We start from the raw sequence: 20199 nt of genomic DNA, 5'->3' as shown, positions 1-20199 counted from the left end.
AGCCGGTTGGGTGAGACGTTTGGGAGCCGAAACGATCGGGTTCCCCCATGTCCGCGTTGCTCAGACCACTGCAGGCGTTGAAGCTTTGGCGCGACGTCACCCTCGACCAGGTTCGCGACGGCGAGCAGGACCTGTCCGCTCGCCAGACCGCCATCCTGCTGTCCATCTATCTCGACGCCCCGCCGCACACCGTGCGGGGACTGGCCAAGAAGCTCGGCGTCACCAAGCCCGCGATCACGCGCGCGCTGGACACCATGGGCAAGATGGAGATCGTGTCGCGCAAGCGCGACGATGTGGACCGCCGCAATGTGGTCGTGCAACGAACCGTAAAGGGTGCGTTGTATGTTGAGAAACTCGGCGACATGATCGTGGCCCGAGCCAAGGAACTGCCCCGATGACGAGCTTCGACCGGCGCATCACTCCCGTACGGCCCGATCTGGCGGCCGCGCATCTCGCCGGGCAGGTCGAATCCGCCCGCTTCGTCGAGCCGCGGCTCATGCGGGTCTGCGCGCCGTCGGCCTGGCTCCGTCGGGCGCCCGCGCCGGACGCGCCGGTGGACACGGAGGTGCTGTTCGGCGAGCGGGTCGCCGTCTACGAGACCACCGAGGAAGGCTGGGCCTGGGGGCAGGTCCAGACGGACGACTATGTGGGCTGGATGTCCGCCGAGGCGCTGTCGCCCGCCGGCGACGAGGCCGATCACCGCGTCTCGGTGCTGAGGACCTTCGTGTATCCCGGCCCGAGCATCAAGACGACGCCCCTGATGGCGCTGTCGATCGGCTCGCGGCTGCGCGTGCTGGACCGCCAGGGCCCGTTCGCGCTGACGGACGCCGGCGGCTTCGTGTTCGCCGCCCATCTTGCGCCGCTCTCCTCCCGCGAGGCGGACTTCGTCCCCGTCGCGTCGGCCTTCGTCGGGACGCCCTATCTGTGGGGCGGACGCACCAGCCTCGGCCTGGACTGCTCGGCGCTCGTGCAGCTCTCCTTGGCGGCCTGCGGCGTGGCCGCGCCGCGCGACAGCGACATGCAGGAGCGCGGCCTCGGACGGCCGCTCCCGGACCTCAGGAACGACGCGCTCCAGCGCGGCGACCTGGTGTTCTGGAGGGGCCATGTCGGAATCATGCAGGACGCCGAGACGCTCCTGCACGCCAACGGCCATCACATGCTGGTGGTGGCGGAGCCCTTCGCCGAGGCGCGGGCGCGCATCCTCGGCGCCACCGGCGCGGACGTGACGAGCTTCAAGCGGTTCTGATCTAGTAGCCGACCGTTCTGTCGACCGCGTGCTCGAAGGGCTGGCCGCCCTCGTGGCGCCGGATCTGCTCCGCCACCAGCGAGATGATCGCCTCCGGCTCCGACATCGCCGCGTTGTGCGGCGTGACGGTCACGCGCGGATGCGCCCAGAGCGGCGACTCCGAGGGCAGCGGCTCGGTCTCGAAGACGTCGAGCGTGGCGCTCGCGAGCAAGCCCTCGTCCAGGCAGGCGAGGATGTCGCTCTCGACCTGCAGCCCGCCGCGGCCGGCGTTGATCAGGTGGGCGCCGCCGACGCGGCCGTCACGCGCCAGCCCGCCGAGGAGCTTGCGGTCGATCAGGCCGCGCGTGTCGTCGGTGAGCGGCAGGAGGCAGACCAGGATGTCGGTCCGGGCCAGGAAGGTCGCGAGGCCCTCGTCCCCGGAGAACGTGGTCAGATCGGGCAGCCTCTTGGGGCTGCGGCTCCACCCGGCCACGTCGAAGCCCATGACCTGCAGCTTGCGCGCCGCGTCCCGCCCCAGCACGCCGAGGCCCAGAACGCCGACGCGCACGTGGCGCGCGGCCGGCTGGGAGTCGTCGTCGTCCCAGACGCGCTCCTGCTGCTGCCGCACATAGCGCATCTGCCGCCGCAGGATCTTGAGGCAGTGCAGCACCACATATTCGCTCATGCGGTTCGTCAGGTCGGGATCGACGACCCGCAGGATCGGCACGTCCGGCAGTTTCGGATCGCCGAGCAGATGGTCGACCCCCGCCCCCAGCGAGAAGATCGCCTCCAGGTTCGGCAGGCCCGCGAAGGCGCCCGCCGGCGCCTTCCAGGCCAGGGCGTAGTGCACCGCCCGCCGGTCGAAGGGTTCGCCCGGAACCACGACGCTCCGCCCGGGGAGCTCGCTCCTGAGCCGGGAGACCCACTGCTCCACGTCCCAGCCCCTGATGGCCACCAAGATCGTCATCACCGTCAGCCCCTATCCGTCGCCCCCGAACGGGCGCGGGCGTCGTCAGCCCCCTGCATCATCGGTGGGGCTTAGCTCACGGTCCAGAGCTTTCCGTCTCGAAACGCGCCACCACGGCGGGCGCGACCTCCTGCTCCTCGTCGCCGATGCGATAGGCGGCGAGCAACGCCGCCTGGGCGGCGTCAGCCGCCGCTTCCGTGCGGGCATGGACAGTCCCGAGCGGCTCGCCGGACGCGATCCGGGAGCCGACGCCGGCGAGGTCGGAGAACCCCACGGCGTGGTCCACCTCGTCCTGCGGGCGGGTGCGGCCCCCGCCCAGTCGGATGACGGCCACGCCCACCGCCCGCGTGTCGATCTCGCCGACGAAGCCCGCGCGTTCGCTCCTGACCACCCGGACGATCTCGGCCGCCGGGAGATGGTCCCTGGCCTTCTCGACGAAATCAGCGGGCCCGCCGAGCGCCCGCACCATGCGGCCGAAGGTCTCCGCGGCCGCGCCGGACATGATGGCGGCGTCGATGCGGGCCCAGCCGTCCTCGATCGAGTCCGCCAGGCCGCCGAGCAGCAGCATCTCTCCCCCGAGCGCGACGACGACCTCATGCAGCCGGGCGCCCCGGTGCTCGCCGGTCAGGTAGGCGACCGCGTTCATCACCTCCACGGCGTTGCCGGCGGCGCTGGCGAGCGGCTCGTCCATGCTGGTCAGCAGGGCGGTGGTCGGCAGGCCCGCCCCGGTCGCGACCTCGGCGAGGCTTTCCGCCAGTTCGGCCGACAGCTCGAAGGTCGGCATGAATGCGCCGTTGCCGGTCTTCACGTCCATCACCAGCCCCTCGAGCCCGGCCGCGAGCTTCTTCGACAGGATCGAGGCCGTGATGAGCGGGATCGACTCCACGGTCGCGGTGACGTCGCGGATGCCATAGAGCCGCTTGTCGGCGGGGGCGAGGTTCTCCGTCTGGCCGATGATGGCGCAGCCGACGTCGGCGACGACGCGGCGGAAGAGCTCGTTGTCGGGCTGGGAGCGATAGCCCGGGATGGCGTCGAGCTTGTCGAGCGTGCCGCCCGTATGGCCGAGGCCGCGGCCGGAGATCATCGGCACATAGCCGCCGCAGGCGGCCACGGCGGGGGCCAGCATCAGGCTGACATTGTCGCCGACGCCGCCTGTGGAATGCTTGTCGAGGACCGGGCCGGGCAGGTCCGGCCACACCATGGTGACGCCGGAGTCCACCATGGCCCGCGTCAGGGCCACGCGCTCGTCCATGGTCATGCCCTGGAAGAACACGGCCATCGCGAAGGCGGCGGCCTGGCCCTCCGTCACCGCGCCGCTGGTCAGGCCGCGGATCACGAAGGCGATCTCCTCGGCTGTCAGCTCCGCTCCGTCGCGCTTGCGGCGGATGATTTCCTGCGGGATCACGACGACCTCAATAGGCGTTCGGGGCGGGCGAGGGCGAGCCGCCCTCGACGACGGCGATCAGGGCCGCCAGCAGCCCGCTGGCTCCGATCCGGAAGGTGGTGGGGGCGACCCAGCCCGGGCCCATGATCCGCTCGGCCAGGCTCACATAGGCGACCGCGTCCTCGTAGGTGCGGATCCCGCCGGCCGCCTTGAAGCCGACCGGCCGTCCGGACGACGCGATCGCCTGGAGCATCGTCCCGGCGGCCTCCAGGGTCGCCGAGACGGCGATCTTGCCCGTGCTGGTCTTGAGGAAGTCGGCGCCCGCGTCGATCGCGAGGCGGCAGGCCTCCGCCACGCTGGCCTGGTCCGGGTAGGCGCCCGTCTCCAGGATCACTTTCAGCTGCTGGCCGCCCTGCAGCACCGCCTTGGCCTCGCGCACCATGCCGGCCGCGATGTCGGCCTCGCCGCGCAGGAAGGCCCGGTAGGGAAGCACGAGGTCGATCTCGTCCGCGCCGTCGCCCAGGGCCTCGCCCATGTCGTCGAGAACGCGCTCGAGGTCCTCCCCGCCGGCGGGGAAATTGACCACGGTCGCGATCCTCACGCCGGTGTCGCGCAGCGCGCGCGAGGCCTCGCCGACGAATTGCGGCCAGAGGCAGACCGCCGCGACGTGGCCGTGCGGCCCCGCCGCGCGGGCGCAGAGCGCCTTGACCTCGCCGGGCCCGCAATTGGCTTCCAGGTTGGTCAGGTCGAGGAGGCCGATCAGCCGCCGGGCCGTGTCGACTGCGGGTTCAGACATCGTCCAGCCCTTTCAGAAACGCCAGCAACAGCCGTTTCAGCACGATGCCGCCGGTCGAAGCTACGGTCTTGGTCTCGCCATGCGAAGGGCTCGAGCCCTCCATGCCGGCGGCGAGGTTGGTCACCACCGAGATCCCGGCGACGTCGATCCCGAAGCGCCGCGCCAGGATCACCTCTGGCACCGTGGACATGCCCACCAGGTCCGCCCCAAGGGCGCGCATCATCCTGATCTCGGCGGGCGTCTCGAAGCTCGGGCCCGACACCCAGCAATAGACGCCCTCGTGCAGCTTCACCCCGGCCTGCGTGGCGGCGCGCTTGATGCGGGCCCTCAGCCGCGGCGAGTAGGCGTCCGTCATGGACACGAACCGCCCGTCATCCGTGTCGCCGATCAGCGGGTTGGCGCCGGTCATGTTGATATGGTCGCTGATCAGCGCCAGCTGCCCGGGCTGGGCGTCCTTTCGGATCGCCCCGGCGGCGTTGGTGATCACGATGGTGGACACGCCCAGGCGCGACAAGGTCTCGATGGGGGTGCGCATCGCGCCGGCGTCGCCGGATTCGTAGTAGTGGCTGCGCCCCTGCAGCAGGATCACCCGCCGGCCTTCCAGCCTGCCGATGACGAGGCGCCCGGCATGGCCGGACACGGCGCTTCGGGGGAACCCCGGGATGTCGGCGTACGGGATGGCGACCGCATCCGCCACGGCGTCCGCCACGCCGCCGAGGCCGGTCCCCAGAATCACGGCGATGCTGCCCGGGCCGCCCACTTTCGGCTGCAGCAGGGCGGTGGCGTCGGCGCAACGATCGGGCATTCGCGTGTCCTGCATCAGCGGGGGTCCCGGGGCTGCATGGCGTGCGGCCCGAACCCGAAGGGGAGAAGCTCCTCGGCGGTGAAGCTGCGCCGATAGGCTTGCGCGTCCGCGGCCCACACGCGGGCATGGCGTCCGCCGAACTCGAAGATGCGCTGGCGGCACGCCCCGCAGGGCGTGACGAGCTCCGCGCCCTCCGCCGTCACGGCGATCTCGACAAGGCTCACATCGCCGCCCAGCACCATGGCGGACAGGGCGCTGGCCTCCGCGCAGACGCCGACCGGATAGGAGGCGTTCTCGACATTGACGCCCGCATAGATCCGCCCCGAAGCGCCGCGGGCCGCGGCGCCCACGCGGTAGCCCGAATAGGGCGCATAGGCGTGCTCGCGCGCGGCGACGGCCGCGGCCAGCAGGTCGGCGGGGCCCTCGATGCTCATCAGCGTTCCTTCACATAGGGCAGGCCGGAGGCCCGTGGGGGGATGGCTTTGCCGATGAAACCCGCCAGAAGGATGACGGTCAGCGCATAGGGGAGGGCCTGGATCGCCTGCACGGGCGCCAGTCCGATCCCGGGAAGGCTGACGCCCTGCAGCCGGATGGCCACGGCGTCCAGCAGGCCGAACAGGAAGCAGGCGCCGAGCGCCGGCCAGGCCCGCCACTTGGCGAAGATCAGCGCCGCCAGGGCGATGAAGCCCTTCCCGGCCGTCATCTGCGGCAGGAAACCGGCCGCCTGGGCGAGCGACAGATAGGCGCCGCCGAGGCCGCACAGCACGCCGGCGATGACGACCGCCGCATAGCGCAGCCCCGTCACCGAGATGCCGGCCGTGTCGATCGCGGCCGGGTTCTCGCCCACGGCGCGGATGCGCAGGCCGAAGCGGGTCCGCTTCAGGACGACGGCGGTCGCCAGCACGGCGGCGAGCGCGACATAGATGAGCGCCGTCTGCCCCGATACGATCTCGCCGTAGAGCGGGCCGAGCACCGGCGTCTCGCGAAGCTGCGCCGCGCCGGGCAGGGTGAGCGGCTCGAAGCGCATGGCGCCGTCCAGAGGCGGCGTGCGGCCGCCCTGCCGGTACCAGGCGTTGCCGATGAGGGCGGTGAGCCCGGCGGCCAGCATGTTGAGCGCCACGCCCGACACGATCTGGTTGCCGCGCTGGGTGATGGAGGCGAACCCGTGCACCAGCCCCAGCGCGACCGAAGCCGCGACGCCGGCGCCGAGGCCCGCCCAGGCGCTCCCGGTCGCATGGGAGGCCGCAGCGGCCGCGAAGGCGGCGGCCAGCATCTTGCCCTCCAGCCCGATGTCGACGACCCCGGCCCGCTCCGACCACAGGCCCGCCAGGCAGGCGAAGAGCAGCGGCGCGGCGAGGCGCACGCCCGAGTCGAAGATCGCGATGGCGACGCCGCCGAGATCCATGCTCACGGCCCCGCGCGGCGACGGGCCGCGAAGGCGCGGCTGAGAGGGCCGCGGAAGATCCCGTCCAGCGCGCCCGCGAACAGGATCACCAGCCCCGAGATCGTGACGATCATGTCGCGCGTGATCGCCGGCTTGTCGAAGGCCAGCTCCGCCCCTCCCTGGTACATCACGCCGAACAGCACGGAGGCCAGGACGATCCCCACCGGATGCGACCTGCCCATCAGGGCGACCGCGATTCCGATGAAGCCGTAGCCGGCCGTGAACTCCAGCAGCAGCCGGTCCTGCACGCCCATGATCTCGTTCACCGCCAGCAGGCCCGCGAGCCCGCCCGAGATCAGCATGGCGATCACCGTGATGCGGCTGATCGAGATCCCGGCATAGAGCGCCGCGGAGGGGTTCGCCCCCACGGTCCGGATGGCGAAGCCGAGCCGCGTGCGCCAGATCAGCGCCCACACGGCCGCGCAGGCCGCCAGGGCCAGCAGGAAGGAGGCGTTCAGCGGCGTCGCCGGGATGGACCAGCCCAGGCCCGCCGCCATCACATGCATGAACGGCACATGAGCGTTGGGGCCGAAGGTCCGCGTCTCGGGAGACATGGAGTCCGGCCGCCCGATGACGCTCACCAGGAGGTACACCAGCAGGGCGGAGGCCAGCATGTTGAACATGATCGTGGTGATGACGATGTGGCTGCCGCGCCTGGCCTGCAGATAGGCCGGGATCAGCGCCCAGAGCGCGCCGAAGCACGCGGCCGAGAGGCTCGCCAGGGGGATCAGCGCCCAGGCCGGCAGGCTCTCGAAGCGGAGGCAGACGAGGGCAGCCCCCACCCCGCCCAGGGCGGCCTGGCCCTCGCCGCCGATGTTGAACAGGCCGGCGTGGAATGCCACCGCGACGGCGAGGCCCGTGAAGATGAAGTTGGTCGCGTAGTAGAGCGTGAAGCCGATCCCCTCGCCCGTGCCGAGCGCGCCGCGCAGCATGATGGCGGTGGCTTCCAGCGGGTTCTCGCCGATCGCCAGCACCACGAGGCCGGCGGCCAGGAAGGACGTGGCGACCGCCAGGACCGGAACCAGCGCGTAGTCGGCCCAGCGGGGCAGCTCGAGCGGGGCGGCGCTCATGCGGCCCGGTCCGACACGCCGGCCATCAGCAGGCCGAGGTCGCGCTCGTCGGTGCGCCCGGGAAGCCGCTCGCCGGTGATGCGACCGCCGCACATCGCCAGGATCCTGTCGGCCAGGGCCATGATCTCCTCGAGCTCCACCGAGACCAGCAGGATCGCCACCCCCGCGTCGCGCAGCGCGATCAGCCTGCGGTGGATGAACTCGATGGCGCCGATGTCCACGCCCCGCGTCGGCTGGCCGACCAGCAGCACCTTCGGGCCGCGCTCGATCTCGCGGGCGAGCACGATCTTCTGCTGGTTGCCGCCGGAGAATTTCGAGGTCTTCAGCGTCGGCGCGCGAGGGCGGACGTCGTAGTCCTCCATCTCGGCGCGGGCGTGCGCCACGATGGCGCTGCGGTCGAGGAACATCCCGGCGCCGTATCGGGCCTCCTGCTGGAAGCCCAGCATGGCGCTCTCGCAGGCCTCGAAGGACGGAACGAGGCCGGTCCGCAGGCGGTCCTCCGGCACATGCAGCAGGCCGCGGGCCCGCAGGCGCGCGGGATCGAGGTCCTGGCGGCCCAGCGGCGCGCCCTCGAGCGTGATCGCGCCGGCCGCGATCGGCCTCATCCCGGCCAGCGCTTCGAGCAGTTCGCTCTGGCCGTTGCCGGCGATCCCGGCGATGCCGACGATCTCGCCCGCCCGCACCGTCAGCGACACGCCGTCGACGCGCAGGGACCCGCGCGCGTCCCGCACCTGCAGGCCCTCGACGACCAGAGCCGCCGCGCCGGGCGTCGCGGGCGCCTTCTCCACCCGAAGCAGCACCCGCCGGCCCACCATCGCTTCGGCGAGCTCCGGGGGCGACGTCGCGGCGGTGTCCAGCGTGGCCACCATCTCGCCCCGCCGCATGACCGAGACGCGGTCCGTGACCGCCATGATCTCGCGCAGCTTGTGGGTGATCAGGATGATGGTCTTGTCCTCGTCGGCCAGGATCCGCAGGAGCCGGAAGAGCCCGTCCGCCTCGTCGGGCGTCAGCACCGCGGTGGGCTCGTCGAGGACGAGAACGTCGGCGCCCCTGACCAGCGCCTTGACGATCTCCACCCGTTGCTGGAGCCCGACCGGCAGGTCGCCCACCACGGCGTCGGGATCGAGCGCCAGGCCGTAGTCGGCGGCCAGCCGCGCGAGCTTCGCCCGCACCTGTCTGGCCCCGGCGGCGAGGCGCGGCCCGCCCTCGGCGCCCAGCATGACGTTGTCCGTCACCGACAGCGGCTCCACCAGCATGAAGTGCTGGTGCACCATGCCGATCCCCGCCGCGATCGCCTCGCCCGGCGAGCGGATGCGGGCTGGCGCGCCGTTGATCCGGATCTCGCCGGCGTCGGCCTCGTAGAAGCCGTAGAGGATCGACATCAGGGTCGACTTGCCGGCCCCGTTCTCGCCGACGACGCCGTGGATCGAGCCCTTGCGCACCGCGAGGTCCACGGCCTTGTTGGCGTGCACCTCGCCGAAGCGCTTGTCGACGCCGACGAGCTCGATGGCGAGGGGAGGGGCGGGCGTGGCGTTCATGCGGGGATGGTCATCTCAAAAGGCCGACTTGCACCCAACGAATTCCAGTCCCAACGCCCCAGAACACCCTCATCCTGAGGAGCAGGCCCGCTTGGGCCTGCGGCTCGAAGGACGAGGGATTTGAGAAAGCTGCAATGCCGGAGCGAACTGGATCCCCTCGTCCTTCGAGACGCCATGCTGGCGCATCGTCCTCAGGATGAGGGGTGTTGTGTGTTGGGACGCACGACGGAGAGGCTGGCTCGCTACGCCTTCACGGGCACTTCTGGTCCGACATGTAGTCGTGAACCTTCACGGCGCCGCTGACGATGTCGGCGGCGGCCTTGTCGGCGGCGGCCTTCATGTCGGGCGTGATCAGGGCCTTGTTGTTGTCGTCGAGGGCCCAGCCGACGCCGTTCTCCTTCAGCCCCAGCACGGTGACGCCGGGCTTCCAGGTCCCGTCCTTGGCGGCCTTGAACGAGTCGATCGTCGCCACGTCGACCCGCTTGGTCATGGAGGTCAGGACCTTGCCGGGATGCAGCATGTTCTGGTTGGAGTCCACGCCGATGCCGAGCTTGCCCGCGTCGGCGGTGGCGCGCAGCACGCCGACGCCGGTGCCGCCCGCCGCGTGGTAGATCACGTCCGCGCCGCGGTCGATCTGCGCCTTGGCGAGTTCGCCGCCCTTCACGGGATCGTTCCAGGCCGCGCCGGTGGTGCCCGTCATGTTCTGCAGGACCTCGGCGGAGGAGTTGGCGTATTTCACGCCCTGCACGTAGCCGCAGGCGAATTTGCGGATGAGCGGGATGTCCATGCCGCCCACGAAGCCGACCTTGCCGGTCTTGGACGCCTTTGCGGCCAGGAGGCCGACCAGGAACGAGCCCTCATGCTCCTTGAACACGATGGACTGCACGTTCGGCGCGTCCACCACCATGTCGATGAGGGTGAACTTCGCGTTGGGGAATTCCTTGGCGACCTTCTCGACCGCGCTCGCCTGGCTGAAGCCGACCGCCACGATGGGGGAGAAGCCGTCCCGCGCGAACCGGCGCAACGCCTGCTCCCGCTGCGCATCGTTCTGGATCTCGAAGTCGCGATACTCGACGCCCGCGTCCTTCTTGAACTGCTCGGCCCCGTTATAGACGCCCTCGTTGAAGGATTTGTCGAACTTGCCGCCGAGATCGTAGACGATCGCGGGCTTGAGGGCCTGGCCCTGCGCCAAGGCCGCGCCGTTCATCACGATGGCGGCGGCCATCCCCAGGATCACGGTCCGCATGTGCAATGTCCCCCTCAATGCCACGTCTCAGGAAAAAGAGCCGTTTACGGCCCGCAGGATGGCATGCCGCCCTGCCGAGGTGAAGCGCGCAAACATCGCAGGAGCAGCCCATTGGCGCGGACAATCTCAGGTGGCACACTGCCGCAGGGGCCATGTCAGGGAGGGCGCTATGCCGGACCGCCGCACGTTCTCGCATCGCGCCCGCGAGAATCGTCGTTCCGCTCGCCTGCGAGCCTTCGACGCCAGGGCGGCGGGCGTCGCCCTGCTGGCGCTTCTGGCGATGGCGCTCCAGCCCGCCCCCGCGCAGGCCCGGGACGGCCCGAACGAGGTCGACGTCGAACTCGTGCTGGCGGTGGACATCTCCTATTCGATGGACCCGGAGGAGCAGGCCTTGCAGCGGCAGGGCTATATCGAGGCGCTGCGCTCGCCCGAGGTGATCGACGCCATCCGCAAGGGCGTCAACGGCAAGATCGCCGTCACCTATGTGGAGTGGGCCGGCGTCAACACCCAGGAGATCGTGGCCGACTGGATGGTGATCGACGGGCGAGAGAGCGCGGTGGAGTTCACCGCCCAGCTCGCCGCCAAGCCGATCCGGCGGCTCTACCGCACGTCGATCTCCGGGGCGATCGACTTCGCCGTCCCGCTCTTCGACAAGAACGACTATCGCGGCCTGAAGCAGGTGGTCGACATCTCCGGCGACGGATCGAACAACCAGGGCCGGCCGGTCACCGCGGCGAGGGACGAGGCCCTCGCCAAGGGCGTCACCATCAACGGGCTCCCGATCATGCTCAATCGCCCCAACGGGGGCTTTCCTGAGGTCGAGAATCTCGACGAATACTATCGCGACTGCGTGATCGGCGGCCCGGGATCCTTCATGATCCCCATCCGCGAAAGAAGCCACTTCATCGACGCGATCCGCACCAAGATCCTGCTGGAGGTCGCGCTCGCCCCGCCGCCGCGCTGGCCCGCGAGGGTGATCCCGGCCCAGGCGACGGAGCCGAGAAGCGCCTGCTTCTTCGGCGAGCGCCAGTGGCAGCAGCGCTGGGGAAACTGACCGCAGGCCGAAGCTCTTGCCACCGCGAAGCGGGGCGCCGCATAGATGGGGCTGTCCTGGCCCCGGTCGTCCCATGTCCCGCTTCCGCCTCGCCCTCATCGCGCATGACCAGAAGAAGGCCGCCATGGTGGCCTGGGCCGAGCGGCATCGCGACGACCTGAAGCGCTGCGAGCTCTTCGCGACGGGAACCACCGGCACGCGCATCATGGAGCGCTGTCCCGACCTGTCCGTCACCCTGATGAAGAGCGGCCCGCTCGGCGGCGACCAGCAGATCGGCGCGCTGATCGCCGAGGGGCGGCTCGACGGACTGGTGTTCTTCGTCGATCCGCTCTCGCCGCATCCGCACGACGTGGACGTCAAGGCGCTGACGAGGCTCGCTCTCGTCTACGACATCCCGATGGCCTGCAACCAGGCCACGGCGGATCTCGTCGTGGCCGGCTTCGGGGCGATGCGGCGCAAGGCGCCGCCGGCGTCCGCCTAGGGACCGGGTCCACGGGAGTTGCGAAGCCCCTCGTCCCGAGGAGCCATGCGCAGCATGGCGTCTCGATGGACGGGAATCGCCCCGTCATCCCCATGCGTCTCATCCTGAGGAGCAGGCCCGCTTGGGCCTGCGTCTCGAAGGACGAGGGGATGGAGGTCAGCGCAGGGTTCGGTCGATAAGCTCGGACCCTACGTCCCGCGCGGCTTGGCGCGGGCGGTCGGGGCCGCCTCGGCGGGGTCGTCCGGCCAGGGATGGCGGGGATAGCGGCCCTTCATCTCGGCTTTCACGGCCGCCCAGGAGCCGCGCCAGAAGCCGGGGAGGTCTCGGGTGATCTGGATCGGCCGGTGCGCCGGCGACAGGAGATGCAGCACCAGCGGCAGCCGGCCGTTCGCGACGGCCGGGTGCTGCTTCAGGCCGAAGAGCTCCTGCACCCGGATGGCCAGCACGGGCCCTTCCTCGGCCTCGTAGTCGATGGCGGCGTTGTTGCCGGTCGGGGCGGCGAAATGCGTGGGCGCCTCGGCCTCGAGCCGGCGCGCCATGTCCCAGGGCACGAGCGCCTTCAGGGCGCGGTCGAGGTCGTCCGCGGTGATCTGCGCCAGGCTGGCCCGGCCTTCGATGAAGGGCGCGAGCCACTCGGCCGCCGAACCCGCGAGCGCTTCGTCGGACAGGTCCGGCCAGCCGGGATCGGCGCGGCGCAGGAACATGACCCGGTTGCGCCATTGCGCCAGCGCCTTGCTCCAGGGCAGGCGGCCGACGCCGAGCGTCGCGATCCCACGCGCCAGCGCCTGCGCGGCCTCGGGCGTCGCCGGCGTCGGCAGGGTCTGCTCCGACAGCGTGATCGCCTGCAGCCGCCGCACGCGGCGCGCGCGCAGCGCGGCGGCCTGACGGTCGAAGGCCAGGTCGTCCGTGGTCTGGATATGGCCGGCGAATTCGGCCTCGATGGTCTCGAGATCGATGGGAGCGGCGAGCAGGATCCGCGCGGCCGCGGCGCCGCCCGCAATCTCGGCCACCGCCAGGAAGGGCTCGCGCGCCAGCGCGTCGTGCGGCTCCACTTGCGCGCCCCGGCCGTTGGCCATCACGAAGGCGCCGGGCGCGCCGCGCGCCTTGGCGACGCGGTCCGGATAGGCGAGCGCCAGCACGGCCCCGGCCTCCGCGACGTCTACCGGCCGGAACGGCGCGCCGACCGCCTCGGCCCAGCCGCGTGCGAGGCGGCGCATGTCCTCGGCGCGGCGGCCGCGGTCGCGCCTGAAGGCGTCGAGCCGGTGGCCGAGATGGGCGGCGTCGCCGCCCAGGCCCCGCTCGGTGATCACGGCCGCGATCTCGGCCGCCAGCGCCGCCTGCCCGCGCGCGGCGGCGCTCGCCACCATGCGGGCGAGGCGGGGCGGCAGCGGCAGGCCGCGGATCACCTTGCCCTCCGGGGTCAGCCGGCCCTGCGCGTCGATGGCGTCGATCTCGGTGAGAAGCGCCCGCGCTTCGGCCAGCGCCGGCCGGGGCGGCGGATCCAGGAAGGGCAGGGTCGTGGGGTCGGAGACGCCCCAGGCGGCGCAGTCCAGCACGAGGCCGGAGAGGTCGGCGCTCAGGATCTCGGCGGGCGCGAAGGGCTCCATCGCGCCTGTGGCGGCCTCCTCCCACAACCGGTAGCAGACCCCCGGCTCCGTGCGTCCGGCGCGGCCGCGCCGCTGGTCGGCGGCGGCGCGCGAGACGCGCACGGTTTCGAGCCGCGTCAGCCCGATGGCGGGCTCGTAGCGCGGCACGCGCGCCAGCCCGCTGTCGATCACCACCCGCACGCCCTCGATGGTGAGCGAGGTCTCGGCGATGGAAGTCGCCAGCACGACCTTGCGGCGGCCGGGTCGCGCCGGTTGCACGGCCAGGTCCTGGTCGCGCTGGTCCATGGCGCCGTAAAGCGGCGCGATGTCGACGGCCGGGTCCTTGATGCGGTCGGCCAGCATGGCGGCGACGCGGCGGATCTCGCCCTGGCCGGGCAGGAACACCAGCACGGAGCCGGGCTCCGCCCGCAGCGCCGTCATCACGAGGTCGGCGACCTGCTCGTCCGTGCGCCGGCGCGGATCGCGGCCCACATGGCGCGTTTCCACTGGGAAGGCCCGGCCCTCGCTCTGGATCACGGGCGCGTCGCCGAGCAGGCGCGCCACCCGGGCGCCGTCCAGCGTGGCCGACATCACCAGAATGCGCAGGTCCTCGCGCAGGCCCGCCTGGGCGTCCAGCGCCAGCGCCAGCCCGAGATCGGCGTCCAGCGAGCGCTCGTGGAATTCGTCGAACAACACGGCCGCGACGCCGGCGAGCTCCGGATCGTCCAGGATCATGCGGGCGAAGACGCCTTCGGTGACCACCTCGATGCGGGTGCGCGGCCCGACCTTGGAGCCGAGCCGCACGCGCAGGCCCACCGTGTCGCCGACCTGCTCGCCCAGCGTCGCCGCCATGCGGCTCGCCGCCGCCCGGGCGGCGAGGCGGCGCGGCTCCAGCAGGATCAGCTTGCCTGGGCGGCCGGCGAGGGTGGTCCAGCCTTCGTCGAGCAGCGCCAGCGGAACGCGCGTGGTCTTGCCGGCGCCCGGCGGCGCGACCAGCACCGCGCCGGTCCGCTCCGCCAGGGCGTCGGCCAGGGGCGCCAGAACGGCGTCGATCGGGAGCGGCGTATCGAAGCTGCGCATGGCGAGGGTGTGGCCGAGGCCGCTTCCCGGCGCAAGCCCGAAGCCGCGGCGGGACGCCGTCCCCGTCCGCCCTGTCCTTTCGGGCAGATTGCGACCTCTGCGTCGTTCACTAGATATCTTGGGCAATATGGGAGGTCCAAAGTGAAAGCCGCAACACCTGAGACTTCGACGCTCACCTACGTCATCGGCTGCTTGTATTTTTGTTCCGAGACCTTGAGCGCCCTCGGTCGGAAAGATTGCGCCGATGAACTCAGAAAGACCTGCGATCAGTTGGCCGGAAGCCTGGAGCGTCAGCAAGGTTGCAAGCTGAAGGTCGTCGCCTCCAACGGCTAAGCCGCCAGGCTGAACCTTACGCGCTTGTGCTATGATGGAGAGATTAGCGGGTCGCCAGGCCTCGGCTGGCGGCTCGCACTTTCTCTTTTCAGGGCCTCGCGATGGTAGTCATGCACAGGGACGGTTCCGCCCCAAGTTCAGCCGAAACCGCGATCGACAATCGCATGGCGGCGTTCATCAAAGCCCATGATCTCGCGCATTACGCCTATCATGTCCGCCTCGTTCCGGGCGAGATCGATCGGGACATCGTGCTCTATACGAGCTACCCGGAACCCTGGGTGCAGCATTACATCGATCACGACTACTTCCAGATCGACCCGGTCATGAAGCTCGCGCAGTACAACATCATGCCGATCGACTGGGACGAGTTCGACCAGAGCGATCCCAAGGTGGCGCAACTGGTGCGCGATCGGCTCGTGGTCGGCATCGGTCCCCACGGCCTGACGGTCCCGATCCGCGGGGCGGTCGGCGATTTCGCCTTGTTCAGCGTCACCAGCCGCGAGTCGCGCGAGGCGTGGCGCGACCGCCTCGCCAGCCTCGTCGGCGCCGTCGTGGTCGCGGCCTATGAGTTCCACGCCGCCGTCATGGACATGTGGGTCGACGAGGATCACGAGACCCGCCCGCTCTCGCCGCGCGAGCGGCAGGTGCTGACGCTGGCCGGCCGCGGCATGCCGCACAAATCGGTGGCCTTCGCGCTGGCGATCTCGGAAAGCGCCGTGAAGCTCTATCTGGACAGCGCCCGCCACAAGCTGGGCGCAAACAACACCGCGCAGGCCATCGGCTACGCGGTGTCGCGCCACCTCATCGCCAGCCCGCCCTGAGCGGCTGTCGCCGGCTCCCTAACCGGCGGCTCCGGCCCGGCCTTCACCAACGCCCCTCATCCTGAGGAGCAGGCCCGCTTGGGCCTGCGTCTCGAAGGACGAGGGGTCCAGGAGGCTGAACCGTCGCGCGGTCTGGAGTCCCTCGTCCTTCGAGACGCATCGCCGAGGGGCGATGCTCCTCAGGATGAGGGGATGGGGGGAGCCGAGAGAGGAGCTCGCCAGGGTGCGCGTGGAACGAAATTCGGCCTCGGCCCAGCCTTCACCAACGCCCCTCATCCTGAGGAGCAGGCCCGCCTGGGCCTGCGTCTCGAAGGACGAGGGGTCCAGGACGCTGCATCGTGGTGCGGTCTGGAGTCCCTCGTCCTTCGAGACGCATCGCCGAGGGGCGATGCTCCTCAGGATGAGGGGATGGGGAACCGAGAGAGGAGTTAAACCGCAAGGCTCCGCGCCCTATTCGCGCGCCCGCCAAGCTCGGCGCGGCTCACACCGGGAAGCCGTAGCGGCGCAGGTCGAGCGCCAACTGCTCGGCGGTGGTGAAGTTGACGGCGTGCATGCCCACCGCCCGCGCGCCCTCGACGTTCCTGGGCGAGTCGTCGATGAAAAGGCAGTCGGCGGCGTCGAGCCCGTTGCGGTCGAGCAGCACGTGGTAGATGGCCGGGTCCGGTTTCAGGAGCTTCTCCTCGCCCGACACGACCACGTCCCGGAACCCGTCCAGGAAGGGCCAGCGACGGCGCGCGATGGCGAATTTCTCGTGCGAGAAGTTGGTGATCGCCCAGGTCGGCACGCCCGCCGCCCGCAGCGTTTCCAGCAGCGCCACGCTGCCGTGGACCACGTCCGCCACGGTCTCGACCCAGCGCTCGTCGAAGGCGCGGATCTCATCAGCGAGGTCCGGGTGCCGCTCGGTGAGGAGCGCCACGGCGTCCGCGAAAGGCCGGCCGCGATCCTGCTCGATGTTCCAGGCGGGCGTGCAGACCTCGCCGAGAAACCACTCCATGCGGTCCTGGTCGGGGATGATCTTGCGGTAGAGGTGGCGCGGGTTCCAGTCGAGCAGCACCTCGCCGATGTCGAAGACGGCCTGGGTCGGGTTCGCCATGTCAGCGCGTGCCGTACATGCGGTCGCCCGCGTCGCCGAGGCCCGGCACGATATAGCCGTGGTCGTTCAGCTTCTCGTCGATGGCGGCGGTCCATACATGGACATCCGGATGGGCGCCGGTCAGGCGCGAGACGCCCTCCGGGGCGGCGAGGAGGCACACGAAGCGGATGTCCCTGGCGCCGCGCTCCTTCAGCCGGTCGATCGCCGCCACGGCGGAGTTCGCCGTCGCCAGCATCGGGTCGACCACGATGACCAGCCGCTCGGCGATGTCCGACGGCGCCTTGAAATAGTATTCCACCGCGGTCAGCGTCTCCGGGTCTCGGTAGAGCCCGATATGGGCGACGCGTGCCGACGGAACGAGGGTGAGCATGCCGTCCAGAAAGCCCACTCCGGCCCGCAGGATGGGGGCGAGCACCAGCTTCTTGCCGGAGATCATCGGGGCCATCATCGACGTGATGGGCGTCTCGGTCTCGACGAGCTCCGTCGGCAGATCGCGCGTCACCTCATAGGCGAGCAGCATGCCGATCTCGTTCAGGAGCTGCCGGAAGCCCTTGGTCGAGCGCGTCCGGTCGCGCATGAGCGTCAGCTTGTGCTGGACCAGCGGGTGGGACACGACGGTGACGCCGGGGTGGCTGACGTCCTGCATTTCGACCTCGATGCGAGCCAGTGGAATCGCGCCAGCATACAGCGGCGCAGGGCGGGGAGAACCGTAGCGCTTCAGAAAACCGTTCCGTCGCTGACGACCTGCAGGGGCGGGGACCCGTCGGGCCTCCTCTCCCGGGCGATCCTGCGGCCGGCCGCCCAGGCGCCGCCCTCCAGCGCCTTGGCCAGCGGGAATTGCTCGGCGGTGAGGCCCAGCGACGAGCGGACCAGAGCGGCGGTGTCGTCCAGGAGCGCGATGGTGAGGGCCCGCCATTCCACGATGAGCGGAGCGTCGACCGGGTGGGCCGTCTCGGCCAGCGCCGGGTCCCGCAGGGTGAGCACGCCCGTGTCGATGAAGAGGCCGCCATTGCGGTATTCGGCGAGGCCCGTCAGCGCGTCCATGCCCGAGACGCCGATCCCGGCGTCCTGGAGCGGCTCGATCAGCGAATAGGCCAGCCATTGCGAGAGCTTGTGGAATGGGACCAGGCCCGAGGTCGCGTCGTCGGTGACGAGGCTCGGATGGCGCCATGTGTCGCCGAGATTGACGCCGCCCAGCGTGATCCGGCCGGGCCAGATCGGGCCCAGATGGTCCAGGATGGCCCGCAGGATCGCTTCGGCCGGGAGCACGCCGCCCTCGGCCTGGGCGCAGAGATGGTCGAAGAGTCCGCCCGGGCGCGGGTCGTCGTGACGGCCGAACACCCCCGGGGCGGCCGCGACGACCTCGCCCAGCCTCGCCAGCAGGGCGAGGCGGCCGTCGAGGCCGGTCATCGGGTTCTCGGGGCCGACCTGGAAGGCCCGCGCGACGCCGGCCGGCTCCAGGGCGGCGAGCCGCGCCGCATCGGCCCGCAGCGGCTCGTTCGGCCGGGCCGAGAACAGCCCCGCCGAGAACATGTCGAAGCTCGCCACCGCCAGCCCTTCCGACCGGCTGAAGCTCTCGCCGCTGGCGTCCTCGCGGTAGCGCCAGCGCGGTCCCGCGCCCGCGTCCAGGAGCACGCTCACGATGGCGAGGTCGAACGCCGCCCGGCCCTTCGCGGCGCTGGACGGCCATGCGGCGTCCCGCGCCAGCGTCCCCCAGCGGTCGAACCCGCCCGCCGCGAAATGCCGCCAGCGGGCGTGGAGCGGGATCTGCAGGGTCGGATAGTTGCGCCGGATCGTGGCCGTCACATAGTCGGCGCAGCGGCACAGCTTGCCGGAATCCACCTCGAAATGGGGCAGTTCGCCCGCCACGCCGAGATGGAGGAGGCGATGCGCCCGCTCGCGGACGGCCTTGGGGGACAGCAGCGTTCGGGCGAGCGCCGCGTCCATGGCCTCAGCCCCCATCAGTACCGCTCCAGGGGGCGTCCCACGGTGTCCCGCAAGGCGTCCTGCCCGGGCGCGCCCTTCGGGGCGTAATAGCCGGCGGCCTTCTTGGCCTCCATCTCCACCGACGCGTCGGGGGGCACCAGCTCGTCCGGGATGGGCACCCGCTCGACGATCTCGATGCCCGAGCTCGTGATGGCGTCGTGCTTCATGTTCGACATGGAGACGAACCGGTCGATGCGGGTGATCCCCAGCCAGTGCAGCACGTCCGGCATCAGCTGCTGGAACCGCGCGTCCTGCACGCCCGCCACGCATTCGGTGCGCTCGAAATAGGTCGCCGCCTGGTCGCCGCCCTCCTGCCGCTTGCGCGCGTTGTAGACGAGGAACTTGGTGACCTCGCCGAGGGCGCGCCCTTCCTTGCGGTTATACGCGATCACGCCGACGCCGCCCTTCTGGGCCTCGCGGACGCATTCCTCGATCCCGTGCACCAGATAGGGCCGGCAGGTGCAGATGTCCGAGCCGAACACGTCCGAGCCGTTGCACTCGTCATGGACGCGGCATGCGATGGTGCGCCGCGGATCGGTCAGGCCCGCGGGGTCGCCCATGATGTAGACCGTCGCGCCCCCGATCGGGGGCAGGAACACCGACAGGTCGGGCCGCGTCACCAGCTCCGGGAACATGCCGCCCGTCTGCTCGAAGAGGGTGCGCCGCAGCTTGGTCTCCGAGACGTCGAAGCGCTCCGCCACCCCGGGCAGGTGCCAGACGGGGTCGATGGCGATCTTGGTCACCGAGATGTCGCCGCTGGGCAGGAGCACGCTCGCGTCGGCCGCCAGCCTGCCGGTCGCCAGCGAGGCGACGATCTCCGGCATGTTGAGCCTCGCCTTGGTCACCGCGATGCTGGGCCGGATGTCGACGCCCTGGGCGATCTCGGTCCCGAAGGCCTCCCCGGTCATAGCCCCCCAGGGGTCGAGCGACACGATCTTGCCGGGCTGTCCCCATTGCGGGTTCGGGCCGATCCCGACCACCGGATGCGTGTTGGTGAGGTCCGGGCGGATCAGCGGGTTGAGCGCTCCGGAGGAGACCGCGAGCGCCCGGTAAAGCGAGTAGGCCCCGCCATGCGCCCCGATGACGTTGCGGTCCGCCGGGTTGGTCACCGACCCGATCACCGGGCCGCGCTCGGCGGGGGACGCCGCGCCCCAGCGGATCGGAAACCGCGCCGCTCCCGTGCCTGGCTCAGGGTGCGAGGTCAGCCGGATGTGAGTGCTTCGGTTGTCCGTGCTCATGGCGGTCCTTTGCGACCCTGCAAAAACGCCGAGGCCCCTCGCGGCCGTCGCC

General features: G+C 70.9%; 20 protein-coding genes. 6 read left to right on the top strand and 14 right to left on the bottom strand.

Annotated features, from left to right (window positions below):
- The first annotated feature begins 47 nt into the window (after positions 1 to 47).
- Positions 48 to 398: a MarR family transcriptional regulator gene (locus ACYVO7_RS01855; RefSeq protein ID WP_460448146.1), complete on the top strand. Its 351-nt coding sequence runs from the start codon at positions 48 to 50 to the stop codon at positions 396 to 398.
- On the top strand, positions 395 to 1246 hold the full coding sequence (locus tag ACYVO7_RS01850; protein WP_460448145.1) for a C40 family peptidase: 852 nt from the start codon (positions 395 to 397) through the stop codon (positions 1244 to 1246). The genes ACYVO7_RS01855 and ACYVO7_RS01850 overlap by 4 nt, the downstream gene beginning before the upstream one ends.
- A 1-nt stretch (position 1247) precedes the next feature.
- On the opposite strand, the gene ACYVO7_RS01845 is transcribed toward ACYVO7_RS01850, so the two are convergent.
- The 9 genes from ACYVO7_RS01845 to ACYVO7_RS01805 form a co-directional block, all read right to left on the bottom strand.
- Positions 1248 to 2192, bottom strand: coding sequence for a 2-hydroxyacid dehydrogenase (locus ACYVO7_RS01845; RefSeq protein WP_460448144.1), 945 nt, complete (start codon positions 2190 to 2192; stop codon positions 1248 to 1250).
- A 76-nt stretch (positions 2193 to 2268) separates the two neighbouring features.
- Positions 2269 to 3597, bottom strand: a complete 1329-nt coding sequence (gene deoA / locus ACYVO7_RS01840) for a thymidine phosphorylase (protein WP_460448143.1) — start codon at positions 3595 to 3597, stop codon at positions 2269 to 2271.
- 7 nt (positions 3598 to 3604) lie between these two features.
- On the bottom strand, positions 3605 to 4372 hold the full coding sequence (deoC, locus tag ACYVO7_RS01835) for a deoxyribose-phosphate aldolase (RefSeq protein ID WP_460448142.1): 768 nt from the start codon (positions 4370 to 4372) through the stop codon (positions 3605 to 3607).
- The gene (locus tag ACYVO7_RS01830) at positions 4365 to 5177 is read right to left on the bottom strand and encodes a purine-nucleoside phosphorylase (protein ID WP_460448141.1); all 813 of its coding nucleotides are present in this window, start codon (positions 5175 to 5177) and stop codon (positions 4365 to 4367) included. The genes deoC and ACYVO7_RS01830 overlap by 8 nt, the downstream gene beginning before the upstream one ends.
- Before the next feature lie 14 nt (positions 5178 to 5191).
- Entirely contained in the window at positions 5192 to 5611 is a 420-nt protein-coding gene (locus tag ACYVO7_RS01825; protein ID WP_460448140.1) for a cytidine deaminase, read from the bottom strand.
- The gene (locus ACYVO7_RS01820; RefSeq protein WP_460448535.1) at positions 5611 to 6582 is read right to left on the bottom strand and encodes an ABC transporter permease; all 972 of its coding nucleotides are present in this window, start codon (positions 6580 to 6582) and stop codon (positions 5611 to 5613) included. Before ACYVO7_RS01820 ends, ACYVO7_RS01825 begins: the two co-directional genes overlap by 1 nt.
- 2 nt (positions 6583 to 6584) lie before the next feature.
- On the bottom strand, positions 6585 to 7691 hold the full coding sequence (locus ACYVO7_RS01815; protein WP_460448139.1) for an ABC transporter permease: 1107 nt from the start codon (positions 7689 to 7691) through the stop codon (positions 6585 to 6587).
- Positions 7688 to 9229 carry an ABC transporter ATP-binding protein gene (locus ACYVO7_RS01810; RefSeq protein WP_460448138.1) on the bottom strand — a complete coding sequence of 514 codons (1542 nt, stop codon included), beginning with the start codon at positions 9227 to 9229 and terminating at the stop codon, positions 7688 to 7690. The genes ACYVO7_RS01815 and ACYVO7_RS01810 overlap by 4 nt, the downstream gene beginning before the upstream one ends.
- A 250-nt stretch (positions 9230 to 9479) precedes the next feature.
- Positions 9480 to 10475 carry a BMP family lipoprotein gene (locus ACYVO7_RS01805; protein WP_460448137.1) on the bottom strand — a complete coding sequence of 332 codons (996 nt, stop codon included), beginning with the start codon at positions 10473 to 10475 and terminating at the stop codon, positions 9480 to 9482.
- A 280-nt stretch (positions 10476 to 10755) separates the two neighbouring features.
- On the opposite strand from ACYVO7_RS01805, the gene ACYVO7_RS01800 reads away from it, so the two are divergent.
- Both ACYVO7_RS01800 and ACYVO7_RS01795 read left to right on the top strand, forming a co-directional pair.
- On the top strand, positions 10756 to 11529 hold the full coding sequence (locus tag ACYVO7_RS01800; protein ID WP_460448534.1) for a DUF1194 domain-containing protein: 774 nt from the start codon (positions 10756 to 10758) through the stop codon (positions 11527 to 11529).
- A 73-nt stretch (positions 11530 to 11602) separates the two neighbouring features.
- Positions 11603 to 12010 (top strand): methylglyoxal synthase, encoded by a 408-nt coding sequence (locus ACYVO7_RS01795; RefSeq protein WP_460448136.1) that lies wholly within the window; start codon positions 11603 to 11605, stop codon positions 12008 to 12010.
- A gap of 188 nt (positions 12011 to 12198) precedes the next feature.
- Here ACYVO7_RS01795 and hrpB read toward each other — a convergent pair whose 3' ends face one another.
- Positions 12199 to 14676, bottom strand: coding sequence for an ATP-dependent helicase HrpB (hrpB, locus tag ACYVO7_RS01790; RefSeq protein ID WP_460448135.1), 2478 nt, complete (start codon positions 14674 to 14676; stop codon positions 12199 to 12201).
- A 141-nt stretch (positions 14677 to 14817) separates the two neighbouring features.
- Here hrpB and ACYVO7_RS01785 point away from each other — a divergent pair, with 141 nt between their 5' ends.
- Entirely contained in the window at positions 14818 to 15009 is a 192-nt protein-coding gene (locus ACYVO7_RS01785; protein WP_460448134.1) for a hypothetical protein, read from the top strand.
- Between the two features lie 164 nt (positions 15010 to 15173).
- Positions 15174 to 15830: a helix-turn-helix transcriptional regulator gene (locus ACYVO7_RS01780; protein ID WP_460448133.1), complete on the top strand. Its 657-nt coding sequence runs from the start codon at positions 15174 to 15176 to the stop codon at positions 15828 to 15830.
- A 481-nt stretch (positions 15831 to 16311) separates the two neighbouring features.
- Here ACYVO7_RS01780 and ACYVO7_RS01775 read toward each other — a convergent pair whose 3' ends face one another.
- The 4 genes from ACYVO7_RS01775 to ACYVO7_RS01760 form a co-directional block, all read right to left on the bottom strand.
- Complete coding sequence (locus ACYVO7_RS01775; protein WP_460448132.1) at positions 16312 to 16923, bottom strand: HAD family hydrolase; 612 nt, start codon at positions 16921 to 16923, stop codon at positions 16312 to 16314.
- A gap of 1 nt (position 16924) precedes the next feature.
- Positions 16925 to 17569, bottom strand: a complete 645-nt coding sequence (gene upp / locus ACYVO7_RS01770) for a uracil phosphoribosyltransferase (protein ID WP_460448131.1) — start codon at positions 17567 to 17569, stop codon at positions 16925 to 16927.
- A 71-nt stretch (positions 17570 to 17640) separates the two neighbouring features.
- A complete protein-coding gene (locus ACYVO7_RS01765) occupies positions 17641 to 18885 on the bottom strand; it encodes a URC4/urg3 family protein (protein ID WP_460448130.1) in 1245 nt (414 codons plus the stop codon).
- Entirely contained in the window at positions 18885 to 20147 is a 1263-nt protein-coding gene (locus ACYVO7_RS01760; RefSeq protein ID WP_460448129.1) for a GTP cyclohydrolase II, read from the bottom strand. Before ACYVO7_RS01760 ends, ACYVO7_RS01765 begins: the two co-directional genes overlap by 1 nt.
- Between the last annotated feature and the right edge of the window lie 52 nt (positions 20148 to 20199).

The organism is Alsobacter sp. SYSU BS001988, assembly GCF_054796215.1.
This window is presented reverse-complemented; position numbering and strand designations above follow the sequence as displayed.

Excerpts from the sequence above, each read along its gene's own strand:
- ACYVO7_RS01855 (WP_460448146.1), top strand. The coding sequence starts at position 48 with ATGTCCGCGTTGCTCAGACCACTGCAGGCGTTGAAGCTTTGGCGCGAC.
- ACYVO7_RS01850 (WP_460448145.1), top strand. The coding sequence starts at position 395 with ATGACGAGCTTCGACCGGCGCATCACTCCCGTACGGCCCGATCTGGCG.
- ACYVO7_RS01845 (WP_460448144.1), bottom strand. The coding sequence starts at position 2,192 with ATGACGATCTTGGTGGCCATCAGGGGCTGGGACGTGGAGCAGTGGGTC.
- deoC (WP_460448142.1), bottom strand. The coding sequence starts at position 4,372 with ATGTCTGAACCCGCAGTCGACACGGCCCGGCGGCTGATCGGCCTCCTC.
- ACYVO7_RS01830 (WP_460448141.1), bottom strand. The coding sequence starts at position 5,177 with ATGCCCGATCGTTGCGCCGACGCCACCGCCCTGCTGCAGCCGAAAGTG.
- ACYVO7_RS01825 (WP_460448140.1), bottom strand. The coding sequence starts at position 5,611 with ATGAGCATCGAGGGCCCCGCCGACCTGCTGGCCGCGGCCGTCGCCGCG.
- ACYVO7_RS01820 (WP_460448535.1), bottom strand. The coding sequence starts at position 6,582 with ATGGATCTCGGCGGCGTCGCCATCGCGATCTTCGACTCGGGCGTGCGC.
- ACYVO7_RS01815 (WP_460448139.1), bottom strand. The coding sequence starts at position 7,691 with ATGAGCGCCGCCCCGCTCGAGCTGCCCCGCTGGGCCGACTACGCGCTG.
- ACYVO7_RS01810 (WP_460448138.1), bottom strand. The coding sequence starts at position 9,229 with ATGAACGCCACGCCCGCCCCTCCCCTCGCCATCGAGCTCGTCGGCGTC.
- ACYVO7_RS01805 (WP_460448137.1), bottom strand. The coding sequence starts at position 10,475 with ATGCGGACCGTGATCCTGGGGATGGCCGCCGCCATCGTGATGAACGGC.
- ACYVO7_RS01800 (WP_460448534.1), top strand. The coding sequence starts at position 10,756 with ATGGCGCTCCAGCCCGCCCCCGCGCAGGCCCGGGACGGCCCGAACGAG.
- ACYVO7_RS01795 (WP_460448136.1), top strand. The coding sequence starts at position 11,603 with ATGTCCCGCTTCCGCCTCGCCCTCATCGCGCATGACCAGAAGAAGGCC.
- hrpB (WP_460448135.1), bottom strand. The coding sequence starts at position 14,676 with ATGCGCAGCTTCGATACGCCGCTCCCGATCGACGCCGTTCTGGCGCCC.
- ACYVO7_RS01780 (WP_460448133.1), top strand. The coding sequence starts at position 15,174 with ATGGCGGCGTTCATCAAAGCCCATGATCTCGCGCATTACGCCTATCAT.
- ACYVO7_RS01775 (WP_460448132.1), bottom strand. The coding sequence starts at position 16,923 with ATGGCGAACCCGACCCAGGCCGTCTTCGACATCGGCGAGGTGCTGCTC.
- upp (WP_460448131.1), bottom strand. The coding sequence starts at position 17,569 with ATGCAGGACGTCAGCCACCCCGGCGTCACCGTCGTGTCCCACCCGCTG.
- ACYVO7_RS01765 (WP_460448130.1), bottom strand. The coding sequence starts at position 18,885 with ATGGGGGCTGAGGCCATGGACGCGGCGCTCGCCCGAACGCTGCTGTCC.
- ACYVO7_RS01760 (WP_460448129.1), bottom strand. The coding sequence starts at position 20,147 with ATGAGCACGGACAACCGAAGCACTCACATCCGGCTGACCTCGCACCCT.